The sequence below is a fragment of the Methanomassiliicoccales archaeon genome, from assembly GCA_026394395.1.
GTDB lineage: Archaea > Thermoplasmatota > Thermoplasmata > Methanomassiliicoccales > UBA472 > UBA472.
The window spans coordinates 145,561-156,768 of record JAPKYK010000003.1 but is presented as its reverse complement, the minus strand read 5'-3'; the positions used below and the strand labels follow the sequence as shown (position 1 = coordinate 156,768).

The following is an 11,208-nucleotide window of genomic DNA, read 5'->3' as shown; positions in this document are numbered from 1 at the left end:
AGGTAATTTATTTTTCAATATCAATGGCTACTTTTAGGGTTCTTAATTATTATATATCGGTTATTAGGATATCCTAAATCATGGTCTCGGAGAACGTCGAGGAGTATCTCGAGTGCATCTGGGAGCTGACCCAGGACGGCACCCCCGCCAGGACGACGGACATCGCCAAGCATATGAAGATATCCCCGGCCAGCGTTACCGAGATGCTTCAGCGATTGGATTCCTTCGGCTACATCACCTACGAGAAGTACAAGGGCGCCTCCCTTACGGAGGCGGGGATGCAGATCGGCTCGCACATCAAGCGCAAGCACCGATTGCTGGAGAGGTTCCTGGTGGACGTCCTCGGCATCAGCAAGGAGAAGAGCCACGACGAAGCCTGCCGCCTGGAGCACATGCTCTCCGACGAGAGCGAGCGACGCATCTCGGAGATGATGAACAACCCGACCACTTGCCCTGACGGCGATCCGATACCGGCAATGGACGAGCTCTGCCAGGCGGGCAAGGACAGAGGCTCCTTTACTCTCAGTTCCCTTAAGGAGGGCGATGAGGGTGTCATATCGCACCTTTCCTGTGACGACCCCCAGAAGATACGTCGGATCATAGCCATGGGCTTCGTTCCGGAACGTTCTTTGAAGGTTGAGGAGAAGCTGCCCTTAGGCGGTCCTGTGCTCGTACAAGTGGGCGATTGCCGCGTCGCGCTGGCAAAGGAATATGCCGACCTGGTCTACGTAAGCACCTCAGGGCGCCAGGAGAGACGTCGGCGCCGCGGTGGTAAGTGATGGAAGTTGTGCTCGTAGGCAACCCTAACGTCGGAAAGAGCGTGGTCTTCAACCGTCTGACCGGGGTGGGGGCGATATCATCGAACTACCCGGGAACGACCGTAGAGTACCTCAAGGCCGAGGTGCTCATGAACGGTCGCAAGGCCACAGTGATCGATCTTCCCGGCCTTTATTCCCTGACTGCCGGGACCGAGGACCAGATGGTCAGCGCCAAGCTGCTGCACACCTCCAAGCCCGATTGCGTGGTGGTGGTGGCCGATGCCACCCGCCTCGAACCCTCGCTCGTCCTGATTTTCCAGCTCATCGAGCTCGGCTTCCCCGTGCTCGTGGCCATGAACATGATGGACGTGGCTCGCAAGCGCGGCGAGCTCGACATCGACGCGCTGTCAAAGATCCTTGACGTACCGATCGTCCCCACCGTGGCCGTCACCAGCGAGGGCATGGAGGACCTGCTGAAAGCAATTGTGAACGACAAGGCCCGCGTCTCCAAGTTCAAGGTCAGCTACGATTCGCACATAGAAGCCTACCTGGAGGTCATGAGGAGAGGGCTCGAGAGATCAGAATTGAAATACCCGCCCCGTGGTGCCTCCATCAAGCTGCTGGAGGGGGACGAGCACTTCACCGAGGGCGTTCCGAAAGAGCTGCCGCAGCAGGTGCACCGCCTGCGCCAGGAGTTCCGCAAGGAGCATGATGAGGACCTGGAGGTGCACATCAACCGCGACCGCTACGGGGAGGCGGGAAGGGTCATCTCCGAGGTCATGAAACCCAAGGTCCGGCCGCGGACCCGCAATCAACGGATATCGGACCTCACCATGCGGCCGAGGACGGGCATCCCCATACTGCTGCTCGTTCTGGCCGGCGTTCTCCTGACCATCATCTTCCTCGGCGCCTGGCTGGAAGGGACGCTGCTATCGCTCTACGCCGATGTTACCGGAACATTCTTCCAGGACCTGGGCGACAGCATCGGTGGCAAGGTCGGCACATCGTTAGCGTCAGGCCTGGACCTGAGCATCCAAGCGATATTGGCCATAGTCGTCCCCTACATCCTGCTCTTCTACCTAATACTGGCGTTGCTGGAGGACTCCGGCTATCTGCCTCGAGTGGTCGTCCTTCTGGACAGCGTAATGCACAAGATCGGTCTGCACGGACAAGCTATCATCCCTATGCTGGTGGGCATGGGATGCAACGTGCCGGCCATCATGGCCACCAGAGTGATCGAATCCCGCCGGGAGAAACTAATCCTGGCGACCATCATAATCATGGCCGTGCCCTGCTCGGCCCAGATGGCCGTGATTATCGGCACCGTCGGCCATTACGGCGGCATCGTGTACGTGCTGGTGATATTGCTCATACTGCTCGGCCTGATTCTCTTACTGGGGCGGCTGCTACACAAGGTGTTAAAGTTCGAACCGACCAGCCTGATAATCGAGATACCCGATCTGACCGTGCCGAGGGCCATGAACGTGGGCATGAAGACCTGGATGCGCATCAAGGAGTTCTTCTTCATAGCCTTTCCCATACTGCTTGTCGGTTCAATAGTCCTGGAACTGTTATCGGCCTACGGCGTGCTTGAGTCTCTCGTCCAACCGTTGTCCTTCTTCACCGTGGGATTCCTGGGACTGCCAGCGGTCATCATCATCGCCCTGATATTCGGGGTGCTGCGCAAGGAGATGGCCTTCCAATTGCTGATCGTCCTCTTCGGCACGGCCGACCTCGCCTCCGTCATGACCATGGACCAGCTGTTCGTGTTCGCCTTGGTCATGGCCACCTTCATGCCCTGCATGTCGGCCTTCGCCGTCATGGTCAAGGAGTACGGGCTCAAGGACACGCTGATAGTTACGGTAGCCTCGATCGCCCTGGCCTTCACCTTGGGCGGAGCGGCCAACCTGATACTCTCAGCCATATGAGGAAAACGGAATAAGGGGTACGGCGTTCCCCCGGACGTGTACGAGGCCGTGTTTCTTTCCGCCGTGGTGCTCAGCGTCATCTTCTGCGGAATGCCGGGCGCAGTGAACACACAGGCGCTGCGCGTAGGCGTGAGCGGAGGCTTTCGCCGGGCGATGGGGATCGAGATGGGTTCTATCGTCGGGGACACCACCTGGGCGGTTATCGCCCTGACCGGCCTGGCCATCGTCTGGAACAACGACATCGCCCGTTGGGTGCTGGGCATATTGGGCGGGGCGATGCTTCTCTATCTAGCCTATCGCGGCTTCCAGGACGCCCGGAGAAAAGAACTGCCGGAGGCGAACGCTCCTTCGGGGCACACGGACCTGGTGACCGGGATAATGATGTCCTTCGTCAACCCCTTCCAACTGGCCTTCTGGATCGGCATCGGTAGTTCGGCCATCGTGACCATAATCCCGGACCCGCAGCTCACGGACTTCCTGGTCTTCTACACCGGATACATAACTGGAGCGGTGCTCTGGGGTATAGCGTATTCGGCGCTCATCGGCTACGGCCGACGCTACGTCACGGCAAAACTGTTTAGGAGAATAAGCTTGGTCTGCGCCCTGGTGCTGCTGTATTTCGTGGTGACCCTGCTGTGGAGCACGTTCGTCGTATGATCAGTGTGTGAAGTAGGCGATCATCTTCGGCGAGGTCTTCTCCACCTTCGCGAAGCCGAAGCGCTCGAACTGCACGACCTTCCCCTCCTCTTCCTTGGGCATGTTCTCCACGAAGCCGTCCTTCGATTCGCCGGTGGGCATGATGACCGAGGCGGGCGTGCAGTTGTCCGGCACCCAGTGGATGATCTTGAAGCCCTCCTTCAGCACCGAGAGGTCGTTGCCGAGATAGAGCGCTTTTCCGGAGCGGAACTCCACGTTGCCCAGGTCCTTCAAGCGGACCTTCCCGGCCTCCATGGCGTTGTTCAGGTCCTTCTCCACCACGTGGACGATTATGGGGGCGTTCAGTTGGTACTCCCGGTTCCCCAGCTCCGGTTGGCCAGGGTGTCTCGGGGCCCTGGAATGCAGTTCCTGTACACCGCAGATCTGTAATGGAACAGGGTCCCAGACGAAGAAGTAACGGTTAGCGTTCTTGTCCACCAGGTCCTTGTTGTACGCGTACAGGTTGTCCCAGGAGAACTCGATGTCCGTCTCCTTGATGCCGCAGTCGGTCCAGAAGTGGCGTATGGCCTCTGGTCGGAAACCGCGCTTGGCCAATGCCCTAACCGTTCCTAGACGGACGTCGTCCCAACCGCTGTACTCGCCGGACCTTATGCCTTTACCGACGGTGGAGGTCTTCAGTATGGCGTCGGGGACGGAAACGAGACCGTAATGGGTGTAATGGGGCTGCTTCCAGCCGAAGTACTTGAAGATGTACTCCTGGCGCATAGTGTTGTTCAAATGGTCCTTGCCCCGCAGGACGTGGGTCAGGCCGAGGAAATGATCGTCCACGGCTACGCTGAAGTTCATCAGGGGGTACAGGCAGTACTTCGAACCCTTCAGGGGGTGCGGCGTTGAGGTGACGATGCGCAACCCCACGAAATCCCTTATGGCCGGGTTGGGGTGCTTGAGGTCGGTCTTGACCACGAAGACGGCCTTCTCCTCCTCGTAATGACCGGCCAGCATCTTCTCGAACTTCTCCATCGTCGTCGCCACGTCCTCGTCGTGGTGCGGGCAGGGCAAGCATTTTTCCTTCAGTCCCCGCCATTCCTCCACCGGGCAGGTGCAGACGTAGGCCTTGCCCATCTCGATGAGCTTTTTGGCCACGTCGTAGTACAGCTCGAAGCGGTCGCTCTGGACCACCGTCTGGTGCACTTTGACGCCTAACCAATCCAGGTCCTCCGGGATCATGTCGTAGGCGTTCGGATCTATCTTGTCCGGGTTGGTGTCCTCGATGCGGTTGATAAACTTACCATCATAGTTCTTGCAATAATCATCATTGAGTATGGCGACGCGGGTGTGCCCCAGATGCAGCGGTCCGGATGGTCCTGGGGCGAAGCGCATCACTACCTTTCCGCGTACCATGTTCGGCAGCTCGGGCAGACCGACGCGTCTCTCGGTCTTTTCCCGCATGAGCATGGACGAATCGATGCCCTCCAGCTCCTTGTGCTGCGCCTCGGGTGCCATGGAGTTGACCTGCTCCACTATCGAGGCGATTAACGGCAGCACCTCCTGGACCTTGGAACGCAGCTCCGGCGATTCGGCCAGCACCTTGCCCTGTACCGCTTTGGGGGTGGCCTTCCCCGCGTAAAGCACAGCGTTCTGCAGGGCGTACTTCCTGATGGTCGCCTCCAGGTCGTTCTCGGACATCGTCCGGCGATATCTCCCTCTTGTTTTTTAACTTTCGTTGCCACCCCAGGGGCGCATTGGTTATATCATGGGACGGTAATTATCGCTCATGGCCGTCCAAAGCCACCTGGACCGGATGAAGGACGTGAAGGTAGTCGATAGCAAGGTGCCGATCGAGATCGAGCCGACCCGCATCCTCATGGCCGACCAGAGGCGCCCCGTTCTGTTCGAGGACCTGAACGGCATGAAGGCCGCCGGCAACCTGTGGAGCGAGAGGGACCGCATCACCGAGGCGCTAGGATTGCCGAAGGACGGATTGACCAAGGCGCTGCTGCAGGCGCTGTCCTCCCCGAAACCGGTGGAAGAGGTCAAGAAGGCCAAGTTCGAAGAGGCGATCGAGGACAAGTTCGACCTGCGCAAGTTGCCGATACCGAAGTACTATCCCGAGGACGGCGGAAGGTACGTCACCGCCGGCGTGGCCATCGCCGAGTACGAGGGAAAGATAAACGTCTCCTTCCACCGACTCATGCTCATCGGGAAGGACAGGTTCGCCATACGATTGGTACCTCGCCACCTGTTCACCATGCACAAGATGGCCATGGAAAAGGGGCAGGACCTCAAGGTCGCTTTCGTCGTGGGCACCTGCCCATCCGTTCTATTGGCCGGGGCCACGTCCGCCGATTACGAGTTCAACGAGCTGGAGATGGCCAGCGCGCTCCGTCACATCGGGCTGAAGGAAGGGCTGAAGGTCCGCCGCACCAAGTACGGCATTCCGGTGCCGACCGACGCCGATTACGTCTTCGAGGGACGCCTGACGTCCGAGACGACCGACGAGGGGCCGTTCGTGGACATCACCGGCACCTACGACGCGGTGCGCAAGCAGCCAGTGTTCGTCGTGGACCGCATGTATCATCGGAAAGACGCGGTGTTCCAGCTGGTGCTTTCCGGAGGGATCGAGCATTTCCTATTGATGGGGCTGCCACGCGAACCGGTGATCTTCCGGACCGTGCGACAGGCTGTGCCGCGCGTTCACGCCGTGCGCTTGACGGAAGGGAGCTGCTGCTGGCTGCATGGGGTCATCTCTATCACAAAGAACAAGGAGGGGGACGCCAACAACGCGGCCATGGCCGCCTTCGCCGGTCACCCGTCCATGAAGCAAGTCATCGTCGTGGACCAGGACATCGACATATTCGACGATAGGCAAGTGGAGTGGGCCGTGGCCACGCGCTTCCAGGCCTCCCGCGGACTGCTGGTCATACACAACGCCGCCGGTTCCTCGCTTGATCCGAGCACCGAGGGAACCACGTCCAAGGTGGCTATCGACGCCACGATGCCGTTAGGCGATCAGACCGGGTATCGCAAGGCGCAGCTAAATTGAGCTAAAAAGAACGTTAAATCAGCGGTGTCTGATAGGGCTGATAGTCTTTAGCGGCGTATAGTCTCCTCGCGCCCCTTGCCGATGCTGATTATCCTGACCGGTACCTTTGACCGCTTCTCGATGTACCCCAGGTACTGCCGCATCTCCTTGGGCAGCGCCTCGTAACCGCCGCGGACGATCTCCATGGTCTCCTCGGGCTTCCAACCCTTCCAGCCGTTCAATTCATCGTAGACCGGGACGGCCCTCTCCAGCATCCTGATGTTGCCCGGGAAATGCTCGACGTGCTTCCCGTCGATCTCATAGGCCACGGCGACCTTGATCTTCTTCAGGCCATTCATCACGTCCAGCTTGGTCACGGCGAACTGCGTCAATCCGTTCAAGCGGGCGGCGTGCTCCACGACCAGCAGATCGAGCCAGCCGCATCGGCGCGCCCTTCCGGTGGTGGTACCGAACTCCCCTCCAACGTTCAGGAGCATCTCACCAGTGGCGTCGTGCAGCTCCGTGGGGAACGGTCCCGCGCCCACGCGGGTGGTGTACGCTTTGAGCACGCCCATGATCTCGTCCACGCGCTTCGGCCCAACTCCTGCGCCGGTGCATATGGCCCCGGCCACGCAATTGGAGGAGGTGACATAAGGATACGTCCCATGGTCGATGTCCAGCATGGTGCCCTGGGCGCCCTCGAACAGCACGTTCTTCTTCTGGTCCAGAGCTTCGTTGATCAGCACCGAGGTGTCGGTGATGAACTTGCCGTACTTCTTGCCATAGGAGAGCAGCTCGGAGAGCAGCTCCTCCCGGTTCTGGGCCAGCCGCACCTCCAACATCTCCATGGTCCTGAGCTTCAGGGGCATGACGGTGTCCAGGCGTTCTTCCAACAGCTCGGGGTCCAATAGATCCCCCATCCTGATGCCGCTGCGGGCGATTTTGTCCGAGTAGCAGGGGCCGATGCCCTTGCCGGTCGTCCCCACGCCTTTCTTTCCCCGGATGCGTTCCTCCGCACCATCGAGAAGGCGGTGCCAGTTGAGGATGATATTAGCTCTATCGGAGATCTGCAGCCCTTCCACGGAGCGCCCGCGGGACTCCACCTCAGCTATCTCGCGGTCCAGGGAGAGCAGGTCCACGATGACCCCGTTACCGATGACGTTGATGACGCCCTTGCGGACGATGCCAGAAGGAAGTATATGCAAAGCGAAGACCTCTTCACCCACCTTGATGGTGTGCCCGGCGTTGGACCCGCCCTGGTAGCGCACGACCATGTCCGCACGCCCAGCTTCATAATCAGTGATCTTGCCCTTGCCCTCGTCTCCCCACTGGGCCCCAATGACCGCTATGCTCGGCAACCTGTCACCGATTCGCAAAACCAGCCAAGATAGATAAAGGCTTCTTCCTCACCGCCATCAGCCTTAACGGGGCAATAGCGCTCTCGAACGTAGAATCCACTCGACATACTCAAATACTATTCAAAACCGTGCAAAACCGGGGAAGAGCGTGTGTCATGAGGAATGGACACGCGGAGGTCGGGTATAGTGTCAACTAAAAGGATATTGACGACCCCCGAGGAGCGTCGCGGGGTCATGTTCGGTATTATGATGGGGCTGGCCTGGTTCCTGGTCGGCAATTTCCTTCTGGTCGCGGCAATCTTCGACGCGCAGACACAGGAGGACTTCTACACACCATTCTTCGTATGGGTGTCCTTTGGCCCCCTCCTAACATTCATCTTCCTGGGAAGGCACATCATGCGCTTCGAGCTGCGCATGGTAACCGGTTCGCTGAGCAACATCAGCAACGCCATGATCTCCGCCGTCTCTTTCCTCACCTAGGCGGTGGTGCTGCTGGTGTGGGACAGCTTCCTCAGTGAGCTCTTTGTGGAACTGGGGATCGCCTGCGGGCTATTCTTCAACTATGTAGTTCTAGTGGTGTCCAACCGCAAGCTGGTCATGTGATCCACCGAGTCCTGTCAGCTCAGCATATGGAACGGAAGGTTTCCAGCACTTCCTCGAGCGGCCGGTCGGTGCGGAAGCCTGTGGGAGAGAAGTTTGTGCGAGAGACGTGGCCGATGGAGCCCATGGCCGTCAGCAGCTCGTCCCTTCCGGGCGGGGACAGCTTGAGCATGGCGGTAATCTCGTTCGTCTCGTAGTAGAACGGTACGTCCAGCTCTTCCTTCCATATGTCGAAGTGCTGCTTCGTGCGCTCCTGGCACTCCAACCCTTCCGGCACCTGCACCTCAGCGACGGCGTCCTTGTCTAGCAGCGGTCCCAGCCAGAGCGGGCCGATCTTCCCCTCGCCCACCTTCCTTTCGCCCGTGGTCCGGTCGTAGGACATGAACCCCAATTGTTCCAGGGAAGTGTCTGCCAGCCCCGCACCATCCTTGACCCTCAGGAACAGGCGAAAGTAGTGGTCCGCGTAATAGCAGAGCAGAGGCGTCACACCCTTGTCCTCCTGCGCCGCCATGCGCACGATCGTCCCTATCATTATGCGAAGGCCGCTCTCGTGCAGGAAGGGGTTCCGCTGGCTGTTGGCCATGTACCGTCGGCGGCATTTCCCTGGATGCGTACCTGATAATGACGCGGTGTCCGTGGCCGTTACTGCTAAGATGCCTTTCCGGGTCATTCCCTGCAAGGCCGCAGGCACGAAAGGTATGGGCGTGCCGAACGGATCAAGATCGACGTAGTCGAAGATCTCGTTCGCCAGCAGGCATCTCAAGTCGGCGTTGGACACCTCGGCGTTCTCCAGTCCGTTCCGCCGGATGTTCTCGGATATGTATTCGCAAGCTAAGGAGTCCCTGTCATTGATGATGAATCGATAATCGCCGGCAGCTTCGTGACATATTCTTATTCCGCGAGCTCCGGTCGCGGCCATGGCGTCCAGGCCTTTGCGGGGTTTGATGGCGGAACGGAACATGGTCACGGAGACGTCACGGTTGAAGGCCATCTGCTTGTTAAAGAAGACGCGTCCTTGGACCTTCCCCGGTCCCTTCTCCGAGATCGCCAGAGGCACCAATAGCTCGGTGCTCCCCTCCTTGATGGTTGAACCTTCCAAATTCACAACAGCTCGCCCTTCAGCAGCTTCATAATCTTGTAGGGCAAAAGGTTTCTGTTTATCGGCGTGACCTCCAAGATGCGCACGTCGTCCCGCCGTCTGATGTCCTGGAGCAATGGGTTCCTTGATTTCTTATGCAAAGTGAGCAGCATGGGCTTCTCGGTCTTCAGGGCCTCTTTGACCGTGTCCCGGAACTGCTCGCTCTCCACCTCGATCTTGCCGACCTCGTCGATGACGATGATGTCCGCCTTCTCCACGGCGTTGACCAGGGCCTGCACGCCTATCTTCTGCAAAACCTCGAGGTCTATGCCGTACTTGCCCACCATGAACTTGCTCTGGATGTCCGTGGCCGCCAGAACGCCTTTCTCCTTGGTCATCCAATCGATGACATAGAGGCCATTCCTCTTTTTGTTGTCCAAGATCGGTTCGGTGATCATGCCGCCGACGACGTGACCTTCCTCCTCTAACATCTTGATGACCTGTATGAGGGTGTTGGTCTTGCCCGCGCTCGGAAGCCCAGTAATCCCGATCTTGATATTGTTCATCAATTTCACCGGTGGTTATGCATCGTTTTGGCTCGATGCGATAGAAGCCCTATATGGGAATCCAAGCTTAATTACCTTTGCTGATTGACGTAAGTCTGGGTATAGATCTTGAACGCCTTTAATAAATATAAATGACTGGATAAATGGCTATTCGATGTCCTTGACGTACATCAAAGGGTAGCGCAGGTCGGACTTGAAGTCCATGCCCGCGATGACGGTCGTGCTCCCGACGGTGACGGTCAGCTCCACGTTGAGCATGTTCCCGGTGAGCGTCTGATAATCGAACTCGTCCTTCTTCTTGCGCAATACCTCGCGGGATATGGACACCTTGACGTCCTTCACGAAGGGCTGCACCCGCACCCCGTCCTCGATGGCCTTCTCCAGTATCTCCACGTTGGCTGCGGCGACAGGCGTGCCTACGAACTGGTGGTATATCGTCCCCAGCTTGATGCCGGCCTCGAAGACCGCCCTCTCCCGCTCGCTGCAGTTGAAGTACCTGGTAGCCAGCTCCTCTCGCCTGCTCGTCATCTTAATCGGACCTCAATACGCTGAAACGATTTATTCTTGTTGGATTGACCAAAACCGTTATGTGCTTCTTGCTGCGATAGGCGACTCAGGAGAATCATCATGGAGCAAGCCAAGAGATACGAGTTGCCAAAGCTCGTCTATGGATACAAGGACCTCGCCCCCTTCCTGAGCGAGGAGCAGCTAACCGTCCACCACACCAAGCACCACGCCGCCTACGTGAACGCCGCCAACGCAATACTGGACAAGATGGACAAGGCCCGGACGGAGAATGCCGACCTGGACTGGAAGGCGGTCGCCAAGGACCTTTCCTTCCAGGTGGGAGGACACTATCTGCACTCCGTATTCTGGGAGACCCTGGCCCCCGCCGGAAAGGGCGGAGAGCCGAAGGGAAAGTTGAAGGAGGAGCTGGTCAAGGAGTTCGGTTCCATCGACCGCTTCAAGAAGGAGTTCACCGCCGCGGCCGCCAGCGCTGAGGGCTCCGGGTGGGCCGTGCTGGTCTACTGCATGGCCTTGCACAAGCCCATCATCATGCAGGTGGAGAAGCACAACGTGAACGCCATCCCCGGGTTCCGCGTCCTCATGGACCTGGACGTCTGGGAGCACGCCTACTACATCGACTACAAGAACCTGCGGCCGAAGTACGTGGAGGCGTTCTGGAACCACGTCAACTGGGACGCGGTCGGCCATAAGCTGGACGCCATGCTGAAGTAGGA

Annotated in this window: 11 protein-coding genes; 6 read left to right on the top strand and 5 right to left on the bottom strand. The window is 58.7% G+C overall.

Going from position 1 to position 11,208, the window contains the following annotated elements; all coding sequences use genetic code 11:
* Positions 1-80: 80 nt before the first annotated feature.
* The 3 genes from NT131_04510 to NT131_04500 are packed head-to-tail and all read left to right on the top strand — an operon-like array spanning position 81 to position 3,343.
* On the top strand, positions 81-779 hold the full coding sequence (locus tag NT131_04510; GenBank protein ID MCX6650904.1) for a metal-dependent transcriptional regulator: 699 nt from the start codon (positions 81-83) through the stop codon (positions 777-779).
* Entirely contained in the window at positions 779-2,686 is a 1,908-nt protein-coding gene (gene feoB / locus NT131_04505) for a ferrous iron transport protein B (GenBank protein ID MCX6650903.1), read from the top strand. The genes NT131_04510 and feoB overlap by 1 nt, the downstream gene beginning before the upstream one ends.
* 36 nt (positions 2,687-2,722) lie before the next feature.
* Positions 2,723-3,343 (top strand): LysE family transporter, encoded by a 621-nt coding sequence (locus NT131_04500; GenBank protein MCX6650902.1) that lies wholly within the window; start codon positions 2,723-2,725, stop codon positions 3,341-3,343.
* Here NT131_04500 and NT131_04495 read toward each other — a convergent pair whose 3' ends face one another.
* Complete coding sequence (locus tag NT131_04495; GenBank protein MCX6650901.1) at positions 3,344-5,029, bottom strand: glutamate--tRNA ligase; 1,686 nt, start codon at positions 5,027-5,029, stop codon at positions 3,344-3,346. It abuts the gene before it with no gap.
* 88 nt (positions 5,030-5,117) lie between these two features.
* Between NT131_04495 and NT131_04490 the strand changes: the two genes are divergently transcribed.
* The gene (locus tag NT131_04490) at positions 5,118-6,386 is read left to right on the top strand and encodes a UbiD family decarboxylase (GenBank protein MCX6650900.1); all 1,269 of its coding nucleotides are present in this window, start codon (positions 5,118-5,120) and stop codon (positions 6,384-6,386) included.
* A 47-nt stretch (positions 6,387-6,433) separates the two neighbouring features.
* On the opposite strand, the gene NT131_04485 is transcribed toward NT131_04490, so the two are convergent.
* Complete coding sequence (locus NT131_04485; GenBank protein ID MCX6650899.1) at positions 6,434-7,723, bottom strand: adenylosuccinate synthase; 1,290 nt, start codon at positions 7,721-7,723, stop codon at positions 6,434-6,436.
* A gap of 186 nt (positions 7,724-7,909) precedes the next feature.
* Between NT131_04485 and NT131_04480 the strand changes: the two genes are divergently transcribed.
* Positions 7,910-8,203: a hypothetical protein gene (locus NT131_04480; GenBank protein ID MCX6650898.1), complete on the top strand. Its 294-nt coding sequence runs from the start codon at positions 7,910-7,912 to the stop codon at positions 8,201-8,203.
* Positions 8,204-8,345: 142 nt separating this feature from the next.
* On the opposite strand, the gene NT131_04475 is transcribed toward NT131_04480, so the two are convergent.
* From NT131_04475 to NT131_04465, 3 genes are all read right to left on the bottom strand, one after another.
* A complete protein-coding gene (locus tag NT131_04475) occupies positions 8,346-9,422 on the bottom strand; it encodes a tRNA (guanine(26)-N(2))-dimethyltransferase (GenBank protein ID MCX6650897.1) in 1,077 nt (358 codons plus the stop codon).
* 2 nt (positions 9,423-9,424) lie between these two features.
* Positions 9,425-9,967, bottom strand: coding sequence for an NTPase (locus NT131_04470; GenBank protein MCX6650896.1), 543 nt, complete (start codon positions 9,965-9,967; stop codon positions 9,425-9,427).
* Between the two features lie 147 nt (positions 9,968-10,114).
* Positions 10,115-10,495, bottom strand: a complete 381-nt coding sequence (locus tag NT131_04465; protein MCX6650895.1) for a dihydroneopterin aldolase family protein — start codon at positions 10,493-10,495, stop codon at positions 10,115-10,117.
* 99 nt (positions 10,496-10,594) lie between these two features.
* Between NT131_04465 and NT131_04460 the strand changes: the two genes are divergently transcribed.
* The gene (locus NT131_04460) at positions 10,595-11,206 is read left to right on the top strand and encodes a superoxide dismutase (protein MCX6650894.1); all 612 of its coding nucleotides are present in this window, start codon (positions 10,595-10,597) and stop codon (positions 11,204-11,206) included.
* The last annotated feature ends 2 nt before the right edge of the window (positions 11,207-11,208 follow it).

What these genes read in the sequence shown, in the direction of transcription:
- NT131_04510 (MCX6650904.1), top strand. Translation starts at nt 81, where the DNA reads ATGGTCTCGGAGAACGTCGAGGAGTATCTCGAGTGCATCTGGGAGCTG.
- feoB (MCX6650903.1), top strand. Translation starts at nt 779, where the DNA reads ATGGAAGTTGTGCTCGTAGGCAACCCTAACGTCGGAAAGAGCGTGGTC.
- NT131_04495 (MCX6650901.1), bottom strand. Translation starts at nt 5,029, where the DNA reads ATGTCCGAGAACGACCTGGAGGCGACCATCAGGAAGTACGCCCTGCAG.
- NT131_04490 (MCX6650900.1), top strand. Translation starts at nt 5,118, where the DNA reads ATGGCCGTCCAAAGCCACCTGGACCGGATGAAGGACGTGAAGGTAGTC.
- NT131_04470 (MCX6650896.1), bottom strand. Translation starts at nt 9,967, where the DNA reads ATGAACAATATCAAGATCGGGATTACTGGGCTTCCGAGCGCGGGCAAG.
- NT131_04465 (MCX6650895.1), bottom strand. Translation starts at nt 10,495, where the DNA reads ATGACGAGCAGGCGAGAGGAGCTGGCTACCAGGTACTTCAACTGCAGC.
- NT131_04460 (MCX6650894.1), top strand. Translation starts at nt 10,595, where the DNA reads ATGGAGCAAGCCAAGAGATACGAGTTGCCAAAGCTCGTCTATGGATAC.